Source organism: Neobacillus thermocopriae (genome assembly GCF_010975035.1).
Classification (GTDB): Bacteria; Bacillota; Bacilli; order Bacillales; family Cytobacillaceae; genus Neobacillus; species Neobacillus thermocopriae.
Window position 1 is genome coordinate 68396 of the sequence record NZ_JAAIUV010000009.1, and the last position, 22915, is coordinate 91310.

At 39.1% G+C, this 22915-nt stretch carries 18 protein-coding genes; 16 read left to right on the plus strand and 2 right to left on the minus strand.

Annotation, left to right across the window (positions count from 1 at the left end; translation table 11 throughout):
- The first annotated feature begins 150 nt into the window (after positions 1-150).
- The 12 genes from G4Z05_RS07690 to G4Z05_RS07745 all read left to right on the plus strand — a co-directional run bounded on the left by G4Z05_RS07690 (position 151) and on the right by G4Z05_RS07745 (position 16376).
- Positions 151-2223, plus strand: coding sequence for a sigma-54 interaction domain-containing protein (locus tag G4Z05_RS07690; RefSeq protein ID WP_163251272.1), 2073 nt, complete (start codon positions 151-153; stop codon positions 2221-2223).
- A 132-nt stretch (positions 2224-2355) separates the two neighbouring features.
- Positions 2356-3264, plus strand: coding sequence for a phosphate butyryltransferase (gene yqiS, locus G4Z05_RS07695; protein ID WP_163251273.1), 909 nt, complete (start codon positions 2356-2358; stop codon positions 3262-3264).
- A gap of 53 nt (positions 3265-3317) precedes the next feature.
- On the plus strand, positions 3318-4421 hold the full coding sequence (gene bcd, locus G4Z05_RS07700) for a branched-chain amino acid dehydrogenase (RefSeq protein ID WP_163251274.1): 1104 nt from the start codon (positions 3318-3320) through the stop codon (positions 4419-4421).
- Between the two features lie 110 nt (positions 4422-4531).
- Positions 4532-5635 (plus strand): butyrate kinase, encoded by a 1104-nt coding sequence (buk, locus tag G4Z05_RS07705; RefSeq protein WP_163251275.1) that lies wholly within the window; start codon positions 4532-4534, stop codon positions 5633-5635.
- Positions 5636-5656: 21 nt separating this feature from the next.
- Positions 5657-7078, plus strand: a complete 1422-nt coding sequence (gene lpdA / locus G4Z05_RS07710; RefSeq protein WP_163251276.1) for a dihydrolipoyl dehydrogenase — start codon at positions 5657-5659, stop codon at positions 7076-7078.
- Positions 7079-7116: 38 nt separating this feature from the next.
- A complete protein-coding gene (locus G4Z05_RS07715; protein ID WP_276207633.1) occupies positions 7117-8121 on the plus strand; it encodes a thiamine pyrophosphate-dependent dehydrogenase E1 component subunit alpha in 1005 nt (334 codons plus the stop codon).
- Between the two features lie 12 nt (positions 8122-8133).
- On the plus strand, positions 8134-9117 hold the full coding sequence (locus tag G4Z05_RS07720; protein ID WP_163251277.1) for an alpha-ketoacid dehydrogenase subunit beta: 984 nt from the start codon (positions 8134-8136) through the stop codon (positions 9115-9117).
- Positions 9118-9250: 133 nt separating this feature from the next.
- Positions 9251-10564: a dihydrolipoamide acetyltransferase family protein gene (locus G4Z05_RS07725; RefSeq protein ID WP_163251278.1), complete on the plus strand. Its 1314-nt coding sequence runs from the start codon at positions 9251-9253 to the stop codon at positions 10562-10564.
- Between the two features lie 114 nt (positions 10565-10678).
- Positions 10679-12544 carry a methylmalonyl-CoA mutase subunit beta gene (locus tag G4Z05_RS07730; RefSeq protein ID WP_327989853.1) on the plus strand — a complete coding sequence of 622 codons (1866 nt, stop codon included), beginning with the start codon at positions 10679-10681 and terminating at the stop codon, positions 12542-12544.
- Between the two features lie 37 nt (positions 12545-12581).
- Positions 12582-14723: a methylmalonyl-CoA mutase gene (gene scpA / locus G4Z05_RS07735; protein ID WP_327989863.1), complete on the plus strand. Its 2142-nt coding sequence runs from the start codon at positions 12582-12584 to the stop codon at positions 14721-14723.
- Complete coding sequence (gene meaB / locus G4Z05_RS07740; protein ID WP_163251280.1) at positions 14723-15847, plus strand: methylmalonyl Co-A mutase-associated GTPase MeaB; 1125 nt, start codon at positions 14723-14725, stop codon at positions 15845-15847. Before scpA ends, meaB begins: the two co-directional genes overlap by 1 nt.
- Positions 15848-15938: 91 nt before the next feature.
- Positions 15939-16376 (plus strand): BrxA/BrxB family bacilliredoxin, encoded by a 438-nt coding sequence (locus tag G4Z05_RS07745; protein WP_163251281.1) that lies wholly within the window; start codon positions 15939-15941, stop codon positions 16374-16376.
- Between the two features lie 173 nt (positions 16377-16549).
- Here the strand turns inward: G4Z05_RS07745 and prli42 are convergent, their stop codons facing one another.
- A complete protein-coding gene (prli42, locus tag G4Z05_RS16670) occupies positions 16550-16720 on the minus strand; it encodes a stressosome-associated protein Prli42 (protein WP_338036752.1) in 171 nt (56 codons plus the stop codon).
- Positions 16721-16808: 88 nt separating this feature from the next.
- Here prli42 and mce point away from each other — a divergent pair, with 88 nt between their 5' ends.
- From mce to G4Z05_RS07765, 3 genes are all read left to right on the plus strand, one after another.
- Positions 16809-17222, plus strand: coding sequence for a methylmalonyl-CoA epimerase (gene mce / locus G4Z05_RS07755; protein WP_163251282.1), 414 nt, complete (start codon positions 16809-16811; stop codon positions 17220-17222).
- 5 nt (positions 17223-17227) lie between these two features.
- Positions 17228-18775, plus strand: a complete 1548-nt coding sequence (locus G4Z05_RS07760) for an acyl-CoA carboxylase subunit beta (RefSeq protein ID WP_163251283.1) — start codon at positions 17228-17230, stop codon at positions 18773-18775.
- Positions 18776-18884: 109 nt separating this feature from the next.
- Complete coding sequence (locus G4Z05_RS07765) at positions 18885-20006, plus strand: tripeptidase T (RefSeq protein ID WP_163251284.1); 1122 nt, start codon at positions 18885-18887, stop codon at positions 20004-20006.
- A 265-nt stretch (positions 20007-20271) separates the two neighbouring features.
- Here G4Z05_RS07765 and rnz read toward each other — a convergent pair whose 3' ends face one another.
- Positions 20272-21195 (minus strand): ribonuclease Z, encoded by a 924-nt coding sequence (gene rnz, locus G4Z05_RS07770; RefSeq protein ID WP_163251285.1) that lies wholly within the window; start codon positions 21193-21195, stop codon positions 20272-20274.
- 212 nt (positions 21196-21407) lie between these two features.
- On the opposite strand from rnz, the gene zwf reads away from it, so the two are divergent.
- Positions 21408-22889: a glucose-6-phosphate dehydrogenase gene (gene zwf, locus G4Z05_RS07775; RefSeq protein ID WP_163251306.1), complete on the plus strand. Its 1482-nt coding sequence runs from the start codon at positions 21408-21410 to the stop codon at positions 22887-22889.
- The last annotated feature ends 26 nt before the right edge of the window (positions 22890-22915 follow it).

The following is a 22915-nucleotide window of genomic DNA, read 5'->3' on the forward strand; positions in this document are numbered from 1 at the left end:
TGTCTTCAAAAAAATCATAGTACATTGAAGAAAATTGTCAAGCAAGAGAATGTATTAAAATATAAATATTGAAAAAAATTGCATGTTATAATAGTACTGTCTTGAAAGTTTCTTCTTGGTAAGGGCATTTTTTTATGAGGGGCTGGAAATATGCAAAATGTAATGATTGTAGGCGCAGGTAAAGGCGGTACGGCCATTCTTAAGATTATAAAAGAATCAGAAATGCTTAATATCTATGCAGTCATTGATCGTAATTTGGATGCGCCGGGTATAAAATTGGCAAAACAAGAAGGTATTATTACGGGAACAGATTGGCATCCATTTATCAACGATCCGATTGATATCATTATCGAAGTGACAGGGGATGAGAATGTATTTCATGACTTAAGAGAGAAAAAAAATAAAAATACGGTTTTAATTCCCGGTAGTGTTGCCTTTTTGGTTTCAAAATTAATGGAAGAGAAAGAAGAATTAATTCAAAAACATCAATATGAATCTTATCTCCAGGAACTTATTTTTAATGCGACAAATGACGGAATGATCGTTATTAACAATCATGGAGTAATAATCCTATTTAACAGAAGAGCGGAGGAAATGATGGGGATAAAAAAAGAGTATGCCATTGGCGAACATATTGTAGAAGTAATTCCTCAAACAAGACTCCCTCTAATATTGGAAACACGAAGAATTGAATCTAATCAAGAGATGGTATTAAGTAACGGGCGAAAAATTATCACTACACGTATCCCTATTATTGAAGAGAATGGAACATTAATTGGAGCGTTAGCTGTTTTTAAAGACATAACAGAGGTTGTGAATTTAGCAGAAGAAATAACGGATTTAAAAGAAATTCAAACGATGCTCCAAGCCATCATCCACTCAAGTGATGATGCGATTTCTGTTGTGGACGAAAATGGTCGTGGAATATTGATCAATCCTGCCTATAGCCGCTTAACTGGTTTAACGCAAGAGGAAGTCATTGGCAAACCTGCTAATGCCGATATTTCAGAGGGAGAGAGTATGCATATGAAGGTACTCAAAACGAGGAGAGCGGTTCGTGGAGTGCCAATGAGAGTGGGACCGAATAAGCGAGAAGTAATTGTGAATGTTGCACCAATTATTGTAAATGGAAAATTAAAAGGAAGTGTTGGTGTCATTCATGATATGTCCGAAATGAAATCATTAAGCAGGGAATTAAATCAAGCGAGACAGTTAATTCGAAAGTTAGAAGCAAAATATACTTTTGAAGATATCATAGGAAAATCTGATGAAATGGTACTCGCGATAGAACAAGCAAAACTTGGTGCAAAAACTCCTGCTACAGTTCTATTACGTGGTGAATCCGGCACTGGTAAAGAATTGTTTGCTCACGCAATACATAATGCAAGTGATCGAAAGTATAACAAATTTATTAGGGTAAATTGTGCAGCCATCTCTGAATCATTATTAGAAAGTGAGCTTTTCGGTTATGAAGAAGGGGCATTTTCGGGTGCAATAAGAGGTGGCAAAAGGGGATTATTTGAGGAGGCGAATAATGGCAGTATTTTTCTTGATGAAATCGGAGAGCTATCAGCAAATACTCAGGCTAAACTGCTTAGGGTTCTTCAAGAAAATGAAATCATTAGAGTTGGGGGGACAAAGCCAATTTCGATCAATGTCCGTATAATTGCTGCCACAAATGTCAATTTAGAAAAGGGGATTGCTAATGGTACGTTTAGGGAAGACTTATACTATCGCTTAAATCGAATGCCTATTCACATTCCTCCACTAAGGAAAAGAAAAGAAGAAATTCCTGCACTGTGTGAAAGGTTAATACAAAAAATTAATCGTGATTACGGTAGGAATGTGGAAGGGATTACTGAAGCTGCATTACAACAATTAATGGACTACGACTGGCCTGGTAATGTCAGGGAACTAGAGAATATATTAGGCAGAGCCATTATCTTTATGAATTTTCATGAATTGTTGATTGATACTCATCATTTACCAGAATTACAAAGAAAAGAAGGACAAGAACCATCTGTCTTCCTAAATGCTGATTCTTTTAAATCAGACCGCCCTTTGTCAGAAATGCTGGATGAATACGAAGCAAAAATAATAAAACATACCTTACAGCGATTTAAAGGAAATAAAACACAAACAGCTAAGGCACTTGGTCTATCAGTAAGAAATTTATATTACAAGATCGAAAAATATAACCTTGAAAAAAATAACATGCAATAATTTTCATTATATGAAAAATATTGCGCAATAGAAATCGACAGATAAAGCGTTTTCACGACAATGGGGATTTGGCACGGAACTTGCATTATAAAATGATGGAGTTGCAGTTGAAAAGAAGGGGTTGATGACATCTTGTTGCTGGATTCACTGATTGAAAAAGCAACCCAAATAGGTCCAAAGACGGTTGCAGTTGCTGCCGCGGAAGATTCTGAAGTGATTGAAGCAGTTTTAGATGCTTTAGACCGTAACTTGGCAAATTTCATTTTGTATGGTAACGAAGAAGAAATACGTACCATAATCCGTTTGAAAGCACGGGAAGAAGTGAATGGCAATGATAGGTTGAAGATTGTACACACTAATTCCAAAGCTGAATCGGCTGAGCAAGCTGTAAAAGCAGTTTCTAATAATGAAGCAAATGTATTGATGAAAGGCAATATTTCAACCAGTGTCATTTTAAAAGCTGTTTTAAATAAGGAATACGGTCTAAGAACTGGGAATGTATTATCCCATACAGCAGTTTTTGAAGTTCCGGGGTTTGAAAGATTTGTTATCGTAACAGATGCAGCGATGAATATCGCACCTGATTTAGAACAGAAAACTCAAATAATAAATAATGCCGTTCAGTTAGCAAAATCGATTGGAATCGATCTTCCGAGAGTTGCCCCGATTGCTGCTGTCGAAGTCGTAAATCCTTCTATGCAAGCAACACTGGATGCAGCTGCTTTAACAGTAATGAATAAACGTGGACAAATATCGGGGTGTATTATTGATGGACCGCTAGCACTTGATAATGCAGTTTCCGTTCTTGCTGCGGAACATAAAGGAATTCATAGTGAAGTAGCTGGAAAGGCAGATATTTTATTGGTACCAGCGATTGAAGTTGGAAATGTGTTATATAAATCGCTCATTTATTTTGCTCATGCAAAAGTCGGAGCAGTCATTTCAGGAGCGAAAGCCCCGATTGTTTTAACCTCAAGAGCTGATTCAGCAGAAAGTAAGTTATATTCTCTCGCGTTAGCGTTATGTGCATCACAATATTGATAATATAAATTCCAAAGTATATGTGACTTTTATCATTGAGGAGGAATTCACACATGGAAATTTTTAAGTATTTAGAAAAATATGATTATGAGCAAGTTGTATTTTGCCAAGATAAACAATCTGGATTAAAAGCGATTATAGCCATTCATGATACTACACTTGGTCCAGCACTTGGTGGAACACGTATGTGGACTTATGAATCCGAAGAAGCAGCCATTGAAGATGCTCTGCGTTTAGCTCGTGGAATGACCTATAAAAATGCTGCGGCGGGGTTAAATCTTGGTGGTGGAAAGACTGTTATTATCGGTGATCCACGAAAAGATAAGAATGAAGAGATGTTCCGAGCATTTGGCCGTTTTATCCAAGGACTTAATGGTCGATACATTACTGCTGAAGATGTAGGTACCACTGTTGCTGACATGGATTTAATCCATGAAGAAACTGATTATGTAACAGGTATTTCTCCAGCTTTTGGTTCTTCTGGTAACCCTTCTCCTGTAACAGCATATGGAGTCTATCGCGGAATGAAAGCAGCTGCTAAAGCCGCATTCGGAACTGATTCACTAGAAGGGAAAGTTATAGCTGTACAAGGGGTAGGAAACGTGGCATACAATCTTTGCAAACACCTACATGAAGAAGGCGCTCAATTAATTGTAACGGATATTAATAAAGAAGCGGTAAAGCGTGCAGTTGAAGAGTTTGGTGCCCGTGCAGTAGAGCCGGATGAAATTTATGGTGTGGATTGTGACATTTATGCGCCATGTGCTCTAGGTGCAACTATTAATGACGATACGATTCCTCAATTAAAGGCAAAAGTGATTGCTGGTGCAGCAAATAATCAGTTAAAAGAAACTCGTCATGGAGATCTTATTCATGAAATGGGCATAATCTACGCACCAGATTATGTAATTAATGCCGGTGGGGTTATCAATGTGGCTGATGAATTATATGGTTATAATCGAGAACGTGCAATGAAAAAGGTAGAAACCATTTATAATAATATTGAAAAAGTTATAGAAATTTCAAAACGTGATGGTATTCCAACTTATTTAGCCGCTGACCGTATGGCTGAAGAAAGAATTGAAAGAATGCGTAATTCAAGAAGTCAATTCTTACAAAATGGGCATCACATTTTAAGCCGCAGAAGAACAAGATAACGAATTCGGTTCGATAAGAAAGTGGCAGAGCGCTGAATGAAAATTCAGCGTCTTTGCCTTTCATGAAGGTTTGAATTGTCTATATATTAATTAAATCGGAGGTCAAGACGTTGCCAAATCAAGAATATCGAATTCTCGTCATCAACCCGGGCTCAACATCAACAAAGATTGGAGTCTTCGATAATGAAATATCCATTTTAGAAAAAACGATTCGTCATGACACTGAGGTCATCAATTCTTATTCCAATATCATTGATCAATATGAATTTAGAAAAAATACAATTTTAGAAACACTTGATAATGAAGGAATTAATATTTCAAAATTAAGTGCCGTATGTGGGCGTGGCGGACTCCTTAGGCCTATTGAAGGTGGAACCTATGCTGTCAATGACATCATGCTTCAGGATTTGCGTACAGGTTATTCTGGTCAGCATGCATCAAATCTTGGCGGAATTATTGCCTATGAAATTGCCTCTGGATTAAATATTCCTTCCTTTATTGTTGATCCGGTGGTTGTAGATGAATTGGATCCAATTGCAAGGATTTCAGGCTTTTCTTTAATAGAACGTAAAAGCATCTTTCATGCATTAAATCAAAAGGCGGTTGCAAGAAGGATTGCAAAAGAGTTGGGGAAAAAATATAATGAGTTAAATTTAATTGTTACCCATATGGGTGGTGGGATTACGGTTGGTGTCCATAAACAGGGCCGAGTTGTTGATGTCAACAATGGTCTTCATGGCGATGGACCGTTTAGTCCTGAACGTGCAGGTACTGTACCTGCAGGTGATTTGGTTGCTTTATGCTTTTCTGGAGAATACTACCGAGAAGAAATTATGAAAAAATTAGTTGGTCAAGGTGGACTTGTCGGTTACCTTGGTACCAATGATGCGGTAAAGGTTGAACAAAGAATTGCTGAAGGTGATCAAAAGGCAAAGTTAGTCTATGATGCAATGGCATATCAAGTAGCTAAAGAAATTGGAGCAGCGAGTGTTGTTCTATCTGGAAAAGTGGATGCCATTATATTAACTGGTGGTCTTGCCTATGGAAAGGAATTTGTTAAATCCATTACTGATCGGATTAATTGGATCGCAGATGTAATTGTTCACCCTGGAGAAAATGAGCTCCAAGCACTTGCTGAAGGAGCGCTACGTGTATTACGTGGGGAAGAAGAAGTGAAGGAATACCCTGGCCGTTATGAAACCATTAAAATTTAGAGTTATTAGGAGGAAATTATTGTGGCACAAGAATACGATTTAGTCATTCTTGGCGGTGGTACAGGAGGCTATGTAGCAGCCATTCGTGCCTCTCAGCTAGGTTTAAAAACAGCAATAGTTGAAAAAGGAAAACTTGGAGGTACATGTCTTCATAAAGGATGTATACCAAGTAAGGCACTGCTTAGAAGTGCGGAAGTATATGCAACGGCTAAACGAAGTGAAGATTTTGGAGTATTAACAAAAGAAGTATCTGTTGATTTTGGGAAGGTACAGGAGAGAAAAAATAAAATTGTCGAACAGCTTCATAAAGGTGTTCAACACTTAATGAAGCAAGGAAAAATTGATGTCTATGAAGGCTATGGTAGAATTCTAGGTCCGTCAATATTCTCTCCAATGCCTGGTACCATTTCAGTTGAAATGAATAATGGTTCAGAGAATGAAATGCTTATACCGAAGAATGTTATTATTGCCACAGGTTCTAGGCCAAGAACACTTCCAGGCTTGGAAATTGACGGAGAATATGTTATGTCTTCTGATGAGGCACTAAACCTTGAAACACTTCCAAACTCTATCATTATTGTTGGAGGTGGAGTGATTGGAATAGAATGGGCATCCATGCTTTCTGATTTTGGAGTTGATGTGACGGTTATTGAATATGCGGACCGAATTATTCCTACAGAAGATCATGAAATCTCTAAAGAAATGCAGCGATTAATGAAGAAAAAAGGTGTTAAACTTGTTACTGGGGCAAAGGTCTTGCCAGAAACTTTGGTTAAAGAAAATGGTGTCATCATTTCTGCGGAAGTAAAAGGTACCGTTCAAGAATTTAAGGCAGATAAGCTCCTTGTTTCAGTTGGACGTCAGGCAAATATAGAAAGCATCGGTCTTGAAAATACAGATATTCAAGTTGAGAAAGGGTTTATCGTTACTAACGAGTTTTTCCAAACGAAGGAGTCCCATATTTATGCAATTGGAGATGTCATTGGTGGTCTCCAGCTTGCACATGTTGCTTCACATGAAGGAATAGTGGCAGTTGAGCATATTGCAGGAAAAAATCCAGCTCCGATTCAATACCACTTAGTCTCTAGATGTATTTACAGTAATCCAGAGGTTTCAAGTGTGGGAATTACAGAAGAGCAGGCAAAAGAAAAAGGACATAAAGTTAAAGTGGGAAAATTTTCTTTCCGAGCGATTGGAAAAGCCCTTGTTTTTGGAGAATCAGATGGTTTTGTGAAAATTATTGCTGATCAAGAAACAGATGACATTCTTGGTGTTCATATGATTGGTCCTCATGTAACAGACATGATTTCAGAGGCAGGACTTGCGATGGTGCTTGATGCAGTACCGTGGGAAATTGCTCATACTATTCATCCACATCCAACTCTTTCGGAGGCAATTGGAGAAGCCGCATTGGCAGTGGATGGTAAGGCGCTTCACGCATAAAAAGGTGAAAAAGGATAATTTTTAACGTAATGGGAGGAATGAATGTAATGGTGGAAAAGCGTCATGAAGCTTTAGGTTTAAGCGATGACAAAGTTCTGGAAATGTATGAAACGATGCTTCTTGCCCGCCGAATTGACGAGCGGATGTGGTTGTTAAACCGTGCCGGGAAAATTCCTTTTGTCATTTCGTGTCAAGGACAGGAAGCTGCACAGGTTGGTGCCGCTTTTGCTCTAGACCGTGACAAAGATTATGTACTTCCATATTACCGTGATATGGGCGTCGTATTAACATTTGGTATGACTGCTAAAGAGCTAATGCTTTCTGGATTTGCTAAGGCAGAAGATCCTAACTCAGGTGGACGTCAAATGCCAGGACACTTTGGACAAAAGAAGAATCGGATTGTTACGGGGTCATCACCTGTTACTACTCAGGTGCCTCACGCGGTTGGTATTGCTCTAGCCGGTAAAATGGAAAATAAAGACTTTGTAACTTTTGTAACCTTTGGAGAAGGTTCCTCCAATCAGGGGGATTTCCATGAGGGAGCAAACTTTGCAGGAGTACATAAGCTTCCAGTGATTTTCATGTGTGAAAACAATAAGTATGCTATTTCTGTTCCAATTGAAAAACAATTGGCTTGTGAAAAAGTGTCTGACCGTGCCATTGGATATGGAATGCCAGGATTTACTGTTGATGGAAATGATCCATTAGAAGTGTATAAGGTTGTCAAAGAAGCAGCAGAACGTGGCCGACGTGGAGAAGGTCCTACGTTAATTGAAACGGTCTCTTACCGACTTACACCTCACTCTTCAGATGATGATGATCGATCCTACCGTGCGCCTGATGAAGTGGCTAAAGCCAAAACAAAGGATCCAATCATTACGTTTGGTGCTTATTTAAAAGAAACTGGTGTCATGAATGATGAGTTAGAAAAAGAAATAAACGACCGTGTAATGAAAATCGTTAATGAGGCGACCGAATACGCTGAAAATGCTCCGTATGCAGACCCAGAGCATGCGTTGAAATATGTTTATGCGGACAGGTAAGGGGGAAAGAACATGGCAGTAATTTCTTATATTGATGCAGTAACAATGGCCATTCGAGAAGAAATGGAAAGAGATCCGAAAGTTTTCATTCTTGGAGAAGACGTAGGTAAAAAAGGCGGAGTTTTTAAAGCAACTCAAGGATTATATGAACAATTTGGTGAAGAAAGGGTAATCGATACTCCACTTGCGGAATCTGCAATAGCAGGAGTCGGCATAGGTGCAGCAATGTATGGTATGCGTCCAATTGCAGAAATGCAATTTGCTGATTTTATCATGCCTGCTGTGAACCAAATTATTTCTGAAGCTGCAAGAATCCGCTATCGTTCCAACAATGACTGGAACTGTCCAATTGTTATTCGTGCTCCATATGGTGGCGGAGTCCACGGGGCTCTTTATCACTCCCAGTCTGTCGAAGCAGTTTTTGCCAACCAGCCTGGATTGAAAATCGTCATGCCTTCTACACCATATGATGTAAAAGGATTACTAAAAGCAGCGATTCGTGACGATGACCCAGTCTTGTTTTTTGAGCATAAGCGGGCATATCGCTTAATTAAAGGGGAAGTACCGACAGATGATTATACGCTCCCAATTGGTAAGGCAGATGTAAAGCGAGAGGGAGAAGATATAACGGTAATCACTTACGGTCTTTGTGTGCATTTTGCTTTACAGGCAGCGGAAAAGTTAGCTAAAGACGGTATCTCTGCACACATATTAGATTTACGTACAGTTTATCCGCTTGATAAAGAGGCGATTATTGAAGCTGCTTCTAAAACTGGTAAGGTGTTGCTCGTGACTGAGGACAATAAGGAAGGCAGCATTATGAGTGAGGTAGCGGCAATTATTTCAGAGCATTGTTTATTTGAATTAGATGCACCAATTAAACGTCTAGCAGGTCCGGATGTTCCGGCCATGCCATATGCTCCAACAATGGAGAAATTCTTCATGGTTAATCCGGAAAAAGTAGAAAAAGCAATGCGAGAGCTAGCAGAATTCTAATCAATAAGATAAAGATCCCTAATTGCCCTTGAACAGAATAAGGCGCACTTTATCAGATGGCTAGTAACAAAAAATAGGTGCGTCTTTTGATCTTGGGCTAAGGGCTGGAGCTAGACATAGGAGGTTATAAACAATGGCAATTGAACAGATTAAAATGCCCCAATTGGGCGAAAGTGTTACTGAAGGGACAATCAGTAAATGGCTTGTCTCTGTTGGAGACAAAGTAAATAAATATGATCCACTCGCAGAAGTGATGACCGATAAAGTAAATGCAGAAGTTCCGTCTTCCTTTACTGGTGTAATTAAAGAGCTAATTGCAGCAGAAGGAGATACTTTAGCTGTCGGAGAAGTTATTTGTACGATTGAGACTGAAGGTGGAGATACTCAGGAAACAAAAGCTGCTGAGAGCCAACAGGAGGGGACTGCCCCTAGTGAGGAAAAACCTGTAAAATCTACTTCACAAGGGAATAAAGCTCGCTACTCTCCAGCTGTACTTAAGCTTTCTCAAGAACATGGAATTGACTTATCACAAGTGACAGGTACTGGTGCTGGTGGCCGGATTACGAGAAAAGATTTATTAAAGATTATCGAGTCAGGCAATATTCCGGTTGCTGGAGGACAAACGTCAACACCGGTACAACCTGCTCAAGAGCAGCCAGTTGAAAAGGAAACTGTTCAGCCTGTGAAACCAAGTCGACCTTCGGAGACAGCAAGTGCATCTTCCGTTAACATTCCGGTTGCGGCTGGAGACGTGGAAATTCCAGTAACTGGTGTTCGGAAAGCAATTGCAGCGAATATGCTTAGAAGTAAGCATGAAGCTCCTCATGCTTGGACAATGGTCGAAGTGGATGCAACCAATCTTGTAGAATATCGTAATTCTGTAAAAGATGAATTCAAGAAAAAAGAAGGATTCAACCTAACATTCTTTGCTTTCTTTGTGAAAGCAGTTGCCCAAGCCCTGAAAGAATTCCCGCAAATTAATTCTATGTGGGCTGGTGATAAAATCATTCAAAAGAAAGAAATTAATATTTCTATTGCTGTTGCAACTGATGATGCTTTATTTGTACCTGTGATTAAAAATGCGGATGAAAAGACGATCAAGGGCATTGCCCGTGAAATTTCTGAACTTGCTAATAAGGTAAGATCCGGAAAGCTCCGTCCGGAGGATATGCAAGGCGGAACAATTACAGTAAATAACACAGGTTCATTTGGCTCGATTCAATCAATGGGAATTATTAACTACCCGCAAGCAGCCATTATTCAGGTTGAATCCATTGTGAAACGTCCTGTAGTTATGAATAATGGCATGATTGCTGTTCGTGACATGGTTAACCTATGTATGTCACTTGACCATCGTGTGTTGGACGGGCTTGTTTGTGGACGCTTCCTTGCTCGAGTGAAAGAAATTATTGAAAATATGTCAAAATCGAATACTTCAATTTACTAAAACAAACCGCTACCCAAAGGGTGGCGGTTATTTTTCATTGATTGAATTTAATAAGTATTCTAAAATAGAATTAATAGAATTTTATTTTAATTTAAAAAATAAAGGGGGTAGTGGGTGTTGGAAAATATTCTGAATCAGACTTTTCCATCCTATAGTTTGGATGATTGGTGCGAAAAGGCTGAGCGGTCGCTCAGGGGCCAAAAGATAGAAACTTTGCAAAGTTCTACATATGAAAATATAATTTTGAAACCGCTTTACACTTCTAAGGATGAAAATTCAGTAACACAATATCCCGGTGTAGGAGATTATAGAAGAGGGATCAATTCGCTTGGGTATGTAACAAATGAATGGAAGATTGCCCAGCAAATTTCTGCTAACACTCCGGAAGAATTAAAACAAAAGCTTTATGATGTGCTTGAAAAAGGACAAACTGCTATTTCATTTCAGATAAACAAAGAAGTAATAGATTATTTCCCGTTTTTTTTAACAGAATTATATAAAAAATATCCATTTGCACTGAATACAAAAAGACTTCAGAGGGAAGTGCTGTCTGCACTAGAAAACTTACAATTAAAAACTAAAGATGTCACTGGATATATTGCCAATGACCCTATTTCCTTTTTTATTGTGGATGGAGCCATTTCTGAAGAGTTCCTTCAGGATTGGGTTGAAGTTGTTCAACATGCCAATAAAAGTTTTCCAAATTTACGTACCATTTTAGTTGATACAACCCCTTATCACAATGGTGGAGCAAATGCCGTTCAAGAGCTGGCAGTTGCCATGGCAACAGGGGTATTTTATTTGGAGCAGTTACTTGATAGTGGAATGGATCTTGAAAATGCTCTTTCAAAGATTATTTTCCAATTCTCGATCGGTAGCAACTTCTTCATGGAATTGGCTAAGCTCCGGGCAGCACGTGTTATATGGAATCGAGTGACCGAGCTTTATGGTGCTGAGGAAAATGACCGGAAAATGCATATCGCTGCTACCACTTCCTATTTTACGAAAACAATTCATGATCCACATGTTAATTTGCTTCGAACTGCAAATGAGGCATTTGCTGCGGTTTTAGGTGGGATTCAGTATTTGAATGTGTCACCATTTGATGAACTAACTGGATCTACTAGTCTTTCAGAACGAACGGCCCGTAACATTCAGCTAATTTTAAAAGAAGAAGCTCATTTGCAAAAGGTGATTGATCCAGCAGGTGGGTCTTGGTATATCGAAGCATTGACGAATCAATTAGCGGAAAAAGCATGGGAATTCTTCAAAAAAATCGATGAAAAAGGCGGAATACTTGAATCACTTAAAACAAACTGGCTGCAAACTGAAATTGCTATTGTTTTTGAAAAAAAGAATCAAGATATTCAGACTAGAAAGCAAAAACTTATAGGTACAAATGTATATGCCAAGCTGGATGAAGTCTTTTCAAGTCAAAAAATTAAAAAGGAAACAACTGATTTGAATGGTTCTTTAATTACAATTGAAGCCATTCCACAGAAGAGATTGGCTGAACCGTTTGAGGAACTACGCCTGAAGGCAAAAGAACTAGAGGAAAAATATGGGGTAGTACCAACTGTAGCTATGCTTTGTCTTGGTGAGTTAAAGCAGCATAAGCCAAGGCTTGATTTTATGAAAGGATTTTTCGCAGCTGGTGGAGTTCATTCTCTTGATAGTCAGCCGATCCATTCCATTGAACAGGCTCGGGAGTTTGTTACTAATGTTAATTCTCAATTTATTACACTTTGCGGTACAGATGATCTGTATGAATTAATAGGTCATGAGATAGTAAAATCATTAAAATCTGAAAATTCTAACCTAATTTTTTATCTGGCTGGTCTTCCCGAAAAAGATAAGCAGGATCAATGGCTTGTAGAAGGAATTGAAAAGTTCATCCATATAAAAAGCAACTGCTATCAAACTGTTAAATCAATTTTAGCAGCCATGGAGGTGACCTTAGTTGAAAAGACAAAAGCCTAATTTTCAACAAGCAGCATTGTTTAATGAACAGTCATCTATATCAGAACAAGAGTGGAAAGACAAAGTGGACAAGGAAATTGCTGCTTCCATTGATGAGTTATTGTTTGAAACAAATGAACAAATTAAATTAAAGCCACTTTATACAAAGAAAGATCGCGATGGTTTGGAACATCTTGATCACTTACCTGGTCTACCTCCATATACACGTGGGCCTTATCCGACTATGTATGTCAATCGTCCGTGGACAGTGAGACAGTATGCAGGATTTTCAACTGCAGAAGAAAGCAATGCATTTTACCGCAGGAATTTAGCCATGGGACAAAAGGGATTATCGGTCGCATTCGACTTGGCCACCCATAGGGGCTATGATTCGGATCACCCGCGTGTAATTGGAGATGTTGGAAAAGCGGGTGTTGCTATTGATTCTGTTCTTGATATGAAAACCTTGTTTGAAGGTATTCCTTTAGACCAAATGTCTGTATCGATGACTATGAATGGAGCTGTTCTTCCTATTCTTGCTTTTTTTATTGTCACGGCAGAAGAGCAAGGGGTCAGTCAGGAAAAGCTGGCCGGTACTATTCAAAATGATATTTTAAAAGAATACATGGTTCGTAACACCTATATTTATCCACCTGAAATGTCAATGAAAATTATTGCTGATATTTTTGAGTATACATCAAAGTACATGCCGAAGTTTAATAGTATCAGTATTTCTGGCTATCATATGCAAGAGGCTGGTGCCCCTGCTGACATTGAATTAGCTTATACTCTTGCGGATGGGTTAGAGTATGTTAGAACCGGATTGAAAGCGGGGATTGATATAGACTCATTTGCCCCTAGACTGTCATTTTTCTGGGCGATTGGCATGAATTATTTTATGGAAGTTGCCAAAATGAGGGCTGGTAGATTTATTTGGGCAAAAATGATGAAATCTTTTAATCCGAAAAATGAAAAATCAATGGCTTTAAGGACTCACTCACAAACTTCTGGATGGAGCTTAACAGAGCAGGATCCATTTAATAATGTGACCCGAACATTGATTGAAGCTCATGCTGCTGCTATGGGTCATACTCAATCTCTGCATACAAACGCCTTGGACGAGGCGATTGCCTTGCCAACTGATTTCTCTGCAAGAATTGCTAGGAATACTCAGTTATTTTTGCAAGAGGAAACTGGAATTACAAAAGTCATTGACCCATGGGCTGGCTCGTATTATGTTGAAAAACTAACAAACGAATTAATACAACGTGCTTGGAAACATATCGAAGAGATTGAACAACTGGGAGGAATGGCGAAAGCAATTGAAACTGGACTACCTAAAATGCGAATTGAAGAAGCGGCTGCTAGAAGACAAGCACAAATTGATTCAGGAATGGAAACAATTATTGGAGTTAATCGTTATCGTCTGGAAAGGGAAGAAGCGATTGATATTTTAGATATCGATAATACGGCTGTCCGCCTTAAGCAAATTGAGAAATTGAAAATGTTAAAAGGAAATCGTGATGCTGATAAAGTTGAAGAAGCATTAAATGCATTAACCGAGGCAGCAGCGACTGGAAAGAAAAATTTGCTGGAAATGGCCGTACAGGCGGCACGAGTTAGAGCTACATTAGGTGAAATTTCTGATGCAATTGAAAAGGTGGCTGGAAGACATAAGGCAGTCATTCGCTCTATCAGCGGGGTTTACAATACGGCTTATAATAATGAAGAGGAAATTGCCATTGTTAAGAAAATGACTGATGAATTTCTAGAAAATGAGGGACGGAGACCGAGAATTTTAATAGCTAAAATGGGGCAGGATGGTCATGATCGGGGGGCAAAAGTAGTAGCAACTGCCTTTAGTGATCTTGGCTTTGATGTGGATATTGGTCCTTTATTCCAAACCCCTGAAGAAACCGCACTTCAAGCTGTAGAAAACGATGTCCATGTAATTGGCATGAGTTCCCTTGCTGCTGGTCATAAAACCCTACTACCACAGCTTGTGGCAGAGCTAAAAAAGCTTGGACGTGAAGATATTCTAGTTGTTGTAGGGGGAGTCATCCCAGCCCAGGATTATCAATTCCTGTATGACAATGGAGCTGCAGCTATTTTTGGGCCAGGAACCATTATCCCGGTTTCTGCTCAAAAGGTAATCAAGGAAATATATAAAAAACTGGGCTATGAGGAAGTGGATCAGTAATGTCTATGGATCAAAGGCCAGAATGGAGTGATCCCAATAAGCCTGATCAATGTTCAAGTTTCATTAGAAAAGGAGATGGTCAGGAAAACCAGCCGGTTTCTATACAAAAATATTCTCGTTTTCAAAAACAGAAGTCAACAGAACCTACTGTACAAGAACTTTATGAGGGCGTGTTAAAGGGAGACAGGAGCTTACTTGCGCGAGCCATTACATTAGTAGAGAGTAATGCGGAGCGGCATTTTCAGAAATCCCAGCAGCTCTTGCAATTGCTATTACCTCATACCGGAAAAGCAATACGGGTCGGTATCACAGGGGTTCCTGGTGCGGGGAAAAGCACCTTTATTGAAGCATTCGGAACCTATCTTTGTGGGCTCGGCCTTCGTATCGCTGTCCTGGCGATTGACCCAAGCTCTAGCATCAGTGGAGGAAGTATTCTTGGTGATAAGACACGAATGGAACAGTTAGCAAGAAATCCTCATGCTTTTATCCGTCCATCACCAACAGCTGGGAAGCTTGGCGGCGTTCATCGCAAAACAAGAGAAGCTATGCTTATTTGTGAGGCGGCTGGTTTTGATGTCATCTTAATTGAAACAGTTGGAGTCGGCCAAAGTGAGGTTATCATTCGGGATATGGTTGACTTTTTCATGCTCCTGGTTTTGACAGGTGCTGGTGACGAATTACAAGGCATGAAAAAAGGAATCATGGAACTCGCTGATGCTATTATTGTCCATAAAGCAGATGGAGATAATAAATTAATCGCAGAAAAGACGAAAAGAGAATATAATCGAATTCTGCATTTCCTCCAACCCGCTACAAGAGGATGGCAGACAAAAGCATATACATGTTCTTCCTTGACTAAGGAAGGAATCGGTGATATTTGGAAAGTAATCCGAACTTTTGAGCAAAAAGGAAAAGCTTCCGGGGTTTTTGAAGAAAGAAGAAAAAGCCAATCAAGAGAATGGATGTATTCAATGATTACAGACCATCTTCATTATCAGTTTTATCAGCATCCTGATGTTAAAAATCAGCTGCCAAAATTGGAGAATGAAGTCATTGCGGGGGATATAACTGTAGCTACGGCCGTAGAAAAACTGTTTCAACTTTTTCTTGATCGTAAAAACTGAAACAGCCTTTATTGGGAAGTAACTTAAAAAATTGTAATATTGATATATTAACTGTTATGATGTAGGTATAAGTTGTTTAGGAGTGATTTCAGTGAGCATGGATTTTAATATTTTCATGAATGATGTGGTTCGCCAGGCACGTCAAGAAATGATCGATGCAGGTTATGAAGAACTAAAAACCCCAGAGGATGTGGAAAAGGCTTTTGCAAGAAAAGGCACCACATTAGTGATGATTAATTCTGTATGCGGTTGTGCCGGTGGGATTGCCCGCCCTGCAGCAGCCCACTCCATTCATTATGATAAGCGGCCAGATTATCTAGTAACTGTTTTTGCTGGCCAGGATAAGGAAGCAACAGCAGCTGCACGAAGCTATTTTACTGGTTACCCACCATCTTCCCCTTCTTTTGCCTTATTAAAAGATGGTAAGATTTGTTCAATGATCGAAAGACACGAAATTGAAGGTAGTGATCCGGCAACTGTAGTTGCCAAGCTGCAACAAGAATTTGATAAATATTGTGAAGAAATATAATGAATTAAAGGACCATTCCCATTTTCATGGGTGGTCCTTTTTAAGTTCAGATATTAAAAAATATAGGGTTGAATAGAAGGGAACAATAAAAAATATTTGAGGAATTGGCAAAAAAAAAAAAACATAGAGTGATAAAAACAGAGGGACTGTTGTATTAACAGTCTTTTAATTTTTTATGAGAGAAATTGCCCAATACCTACTAGGAGGGTAGAGGCAAGCATTGCAAGTAACATTAAATAAACAATAACTTTACGTGTTTTCTTATTTTTCAAATTGAATACCTCCTGAAAACAATGGGTTTGTCTATATTGTACTTGGAAAAGGACAATTGAACAATGGAACAAGCTTTTAAAATCAGGAAGGATTTTATTAACTTTTTCACGAATACATTAAGTGTCGAATTTTATATTAATTTGGAACAGAGGGGTTTAAATGATAAAAAAAGTCGACCATATTGGCATAGCTGTGAAATCACTTGATGGTGCTCTTCCATTTTATACAGAAGTATTGCAGCTACCGTTGATTGGGATTGAAGAGGTGGAGAGTCAAAAGGTAAAGGTTGCATTTATCAAAGCAGGTGAAACCAAGCTTGAGCTACTAGAACCTACCTCCGCTGATAGTCCAATTGCTAAATTTATCGAAAAACGTGGGGAAGGTATTCACCATTTGGCCTTGGGAGTGGAATCGATCGAGGAGAGAATTCGTGAAATGTCGGAAAAAGGTATCCGTATGATTGATGAACATCCTAGGCCAGGAGCGGGAGGAGCTGAAATCGCCTTCATGCATCCAAAAGCAGCTTCAGGTGTTTTAGTCGAGCTATGTGAAAAGAAAGTGAAAAAGGGGTAACAAAAATGGACATCTACGAGAAAATAAATGAATTATATGACCGACGTCGGGAAGTGGAACTTGGCGGCGGTGATGAACGAATTGAAAAACAGCATGAAAAAGGAAAACTTACTGCCAGAGAAAGAATTGAGCTTTTAGTAGATAAAGGAACGTTTGTAGAGCTTAATCCATTTATCGAGCATCGGACTACTGATTTTGGTATGGGTGAACAAAAGGGCCCTGGAGACGGAGTTGTCACCGGTTACGGAAAGGTGAATGGCCGTCCAATCTACTTGTTCTCTCAAGACTTTACTGTTTTTGGCGGGGCTCTAGGTGAAATGCATGCTAAAAAAATTGCGAATGTTATGGATTTAGCAGCGAAAAATGGGACACCTTTTGTCGGATTGAATGATTCTGGAGGAGCACGGATTCAGGAGGGTGTCGTCTCTTTAGATGGTTATGGACATATTTTTTACCGTAATTCAATTTATTCAGGTGTCATCCCACAAATCTCTGTTATTATGGGTCCGTGTGCGGGTGGAGCAGTTTACTCACCTGCCATTACCGATTTTGTCATTATGGTGGAAAAAACAAGCCAAATGTTTATAACCGGTCCGAAAGTAATTGAAACCGTTACCGGTGAGAAAATCAGTGCCGAAGATCTTGGGGGGGCTGCCGTACATAACTCTATTAGTGGTAATGCGCATTTTAGTGCTGCAACAGAAGAAGAGGCACTCATGACAGTTCGTAAACTATTAAGCTATTTACCACAAAACAATGAGGAAAAGCCACCAAAGGTTCAAATGAAGGATGAAGATGATTACCGTCCGGACTTAACCGATGTTATTCCATTTGATGCCGTTAGGCCATACGATGTCCGTACTGTCATTGAGCAAGTAGTGGATCCAGAGTCCTTTATGGAAATTCAGCGGGATTTTGCCAAAAATATTGTTGTAGGATTTGCTAGAGTTAAAGGAGAGACAGTAGGACTTGTTTGTAATCAGCCAAAAGTGATGGCAGGCGGATTGGATATCGATTCTTCCGATAAAGCAGCGCGTTTTATTCGTACTTGTGATTCCTTTAATATTCCTATTATTACATTTGAAGATGTGACCGGTTTCTTCCCGGGTGTCAAACAAGAACATGGTGGTATCATTCGTCATGGAGCAAAAATTTTGTATGCCTATTCAGAAGCAACCGTACCTAAATTGACTATTATTTTGCGGAAAGCATATGGTGGCGCTTATGTAGCGCTAAACAGTAAATCTATTGGTGCTGATTTAGTATTTGCCTGGCCGAACGCGGAAATTGCCGTAATGGGGCCGCAGGGAGCAGCCAATATTATTTTTGCCAAAGAAATTCAGAATAGTGAAAATCCGGAGCAGACTAGGCAGCAAAAGATTGAAGAGTATCGAAAAAAATTTGCTAATCCATATGTGGCTGCTGCTAGAGGGATGGTCGATGATGTCATTGATCCACGGGAGACACGAATGAAAATTATCCAAGCTTTAGATATGCTTCGGAATAAAAAAGAATCACGTCCTAATAAAAAACATGGAAATATTCCGTTATAAAAAAATCCACTTATGGAAAACGGCGGGCTATATGCTCGCTTTTATTTGATGGTAATCAGAGGAAAAGGTATACTAGAAAAGTGAATACATAGTTTGGAGGGTTCGCCAAATGGTTAATCAGGAACGTCTACTTAATGAATTTTTAGAGCTTGTGCAAATTGATTCAGAAACTAAATATGAAACTGAAATTGCCAAAGTATTAAAGCAAAAATTTACGGATTTAGGTTTAGAGGTTATTGAGGATGATACGACTTCCGTCACCGGGCATGGGGCAGGGAATTTAGTTTGTACTCTTCCTGCCACAAAAGAAGGTGTTGATCCAATTTATTTTACTTCCCATATGGATACTGTTGTCCCTGCTAAAGGAGTTAAACCATCCATTAAGGACGGTTATGTTGTCTCTGACGGTACTACCATCCTAGGGGCGGACGATAAGGCCGGACTTGCAGTCATGCTTGAAACAATTCGTGTTCTTAAAGAGCAAAATAAGGAGCACGGAATGATTCAATTTGTTATTACGGTTGGGGAAGAATCTGGTCTTGTTGGAGCAAAAGCTCTTGATCCTTCATTGGTGAAGGCGAAATATGGATATGCGCTTGACAGTGATGGCTTAGTAGGAAATGTGGTTGTTGCAGCACCAACCCAAGCAAAAGTAAAAGCGGTCATTTACGGTAAAACAGCTCATGCGGGTGTAGCACCGGAAAAAGGAGTTTCTGCCATTACAATTGCAGCTAAGGCGATTTCGAAAATGCCACTTGGAAGAATTGATCATGAAACAACAGCAAATATTGGACGTTTTGAAGGTGGACAGGCAACAAACATTGTTTGTGACCGTGTAGATATTTTGGCAGAGGCTCGTTCACTAGTTCCAGAGAAAATGGAAGCACAAGTTGCCAAAATGAAGGAAGCCTTTGAATCTGTTGCTGCTGAAATGGGAGGCAAAGCAGAGGTAGACGTGGAAATCATGTATCCAGGTTTTAAATTTGGTGAAGGCGATCAAGTGGTAGAAATTGCACGCAAAGCTGCTGCAAAAATAGGTCGTAGCTGTGAATTATTACATAGCGGTGGCGGAAGCGATGCGAATGTTATTGCGGGATTCGGTATTCCTACCGTGAACTTGGCTGTAGGTTATGAAGAAATTCATACTACAAACGAGCGCATGCCAATTGAGGAACTATATAAGTTGGCAGAAATGACTCTTGCGATTATTGATGAAGTGTCCAATCAATAAACTCCTAAAAAAGACTGGTTACTGAAATAAAAAGTACCCTATAGGGTAGACATAAAAAGGTCTACCTATAGGGTACTTATTTTTTGGGGCTGTCTAGAGCTAGACCCCTAGTGACGTATGTCTTTCTCCCTTTTACTCCATGATTAGTCCATATTGAATTGCTCAGGATTCGTATGTCCTTTACAAGTAAGCATAAGTATTGCCTGCTCAAAATCGATCGCATCTGGAGAAAGTTATACGTGCTGCCTAAGTTTGATTATGCTTCCTACTTTGAAGGAATATGGACTTCTTTAAAGTCTTCTGCAATAAGCGTATTAGGAAAAGTTTCAGCAGCTTCTTGAACTAATTCTTGCCATGTATTTCGTTCATAACGAGAACTGATATGAGTGAGACAAAGTTTTTTACAATCGGCTTGACGGGCAACTTCAGCAGCTTGCTTTGTTGTTGAGTGGAAATATTTATAGGCAAGTAGTTCTTCTCCTTTTGAAAAAGTGGCTTCATGAACCAAAATATCTGCTTTTTTGGCAAGTTTCAGGGCATTTTCACAAACTCTTGTGTCGCCAAGAATGGTAACAATCCTTCCTTTTTGAGGAGGTCCGAGAAATTGTTCCGGTTCAATCACTCGACCATCCTCTAGGACAACCCTCTCACCATTTTTTATTTTTTTAAAAATTGGTCCCGGCTTTACCCCTGCTGCTATTAACTTTTCAGCTAGTAAGGTTCCTGGTTTGTCCTTTTCCACGACTCGATATCCGTAAGAAGGTATTCCATGATCTAAAAGTCCCGCTTCTACGATGAATTGATCATCTTCAAAAATAATCCCTTCTTCAATTTCTATAACGTTGATTGGATATTTTAAATAACTTTGACTAATAGAAAGACTCAGGTGAATATACTCTTTAATCCCTTTTGGGCCGTAAACGGTTACTTCGGATTCACCGCCTTGAAAAGAACGGCTGGATAGGAGTCCGGGAAGTCCGTAAAGATGATCCCCATGTAGATGAGTGATAAAGATTTTTTCAATTCGTCTTGGTTTGATGGAGGTATGTAATATTTGATGTTGGGTTGCTTCACCGCAATCAAACAGCCAAATGGCCCCTCTTTCTTCAAGTAATTTTAGGGCAATGGAGGTAACGTTTCGAAGCTTTGCCGGCATACCAGCTCCAGTTCCTAAAAAGAATAAATCCATATGAATTCCTCACTTTTTCGTTCCTTTATCCAATATTGATACTATACCATAAACTCTTTTTCTTTGCTCTTTTTCTCATTTCTTTTTAAAATAGGATCAATGACTATTAAATATAATATTTTTACAAATTCTAAAAAGGAGAGAGTATTTTTATCAATCTACATAACAGTATCTAAATTATTGGAAAAGAGGTTTTAATCGTGGAGCAAAATATGACATCATTGATTATGATTTTTGGAGCAACAGGAGATTTAGCGAAAAGGAAATTATTCCCTTCTATTTTTAGGTTGTATGAAAGGGGGAAGTTGGATAAATTTGCTGTTATAGGTGTAGCCAGAAGACCTCTTTCAAATGAAGAGTTTCAACAAAATGTTGTTGATTCGGTAAAGTCGGCATTGGGCGATGATAAGAATGTAGATGAATTTGTCTCTCATTTTTATTATCAATCACTTGATGTGGATGATTCCGGTTCTTACACCGCTTTAAAAAAATTAGCAGATCAAATTGATGACCATTATGATCTAGAAGGGAATCGAATCTTCTATTTAGCTATGGCGCCGCAATTTTTTGGACCGATAGCTCTCCATTTAAAATCAGATGGATTAACTGATGTAAAAGGATATAAAAGGCTTGTCATTGAAAAGCCATTTGGTCATGATTTAGAATCGGCAAAAGAATTAAATAAACAAATACGTACTGCCTTTAAAGAGGAAGAAATTTATCGTATTGACCACTATTTAGGAAAAGAAATGGTGCGGAACATTGAGGTTATTCGCTTTGCCAATGCTATTTTCGAACCTTTATGGAACAACCGATATATCTCTAATATTCAGATTACATCCAGTGAAGTTCTTGGTGTAGAAGAACGTGGCCGTTATTATGAGTCAAGTGGTGCTTTACGTGATATGGTTCAAAACCATATGCTGCAAATGGTGGCGCTTCTGGCAATGGAGCCGCCAATCAGTCTTACTACCGATGAAATTCGCTCTGAGAAAGTTAGAGTATTTCGGGCACTAAGACAGATTGAGGGGGATGAAGTAAACGAATACTTTGTCCGGGGCCAATATGGCGAGGGAACCATCGATGATAAGCAAGTTCCAAAATATCGTGATGAACCGATGGTCGATAAAGAATCCAATACGGAAACCTTTGTGGCCGGTAAAATTATGATTGATAACTTCCGTTGGGCTGGTGTTCCTTTTTATATTCGGACAGGAAAACGGATGAAGGCCAAATCAACCAAAATCGTTGTACAATTTAAAGATATTCCAATGAACCTCTATTACCAGACAGAGAAAATGTTGAATCCAAATTTACTAGTTATTCATATCCAACCTGAAGAGGGAATTACCCTTTATTTGAATGCCAAAAAAGCAGGTGGGAAGTTAGATGCACAAAATGTCAAACTTAGCTTTGCTAATACAGGTGTTCATGCTATGAACACCCCTGAAGGCTATGAGAAGCTTATTTATGACTGCATGCGCGGAGATGCTACGAATTTCACCCATTGGGATGAAGTAGCGTACTCTTGGGCATTTGTTGATAAAATTTCAGCTGTCTGGGAAAAGACAAAAGGAGATTTTCCAAATTATCAAGCAGGTTCCATGGGACCAGATGCAGCGGATAAACTTTTGGAAAAAGACGGATTTTTCTGGTGGCCGGTAACAGATTTAGATGTTGATATTTGTAAATAATCAAAAAGCTCCACATGCTAACCTTT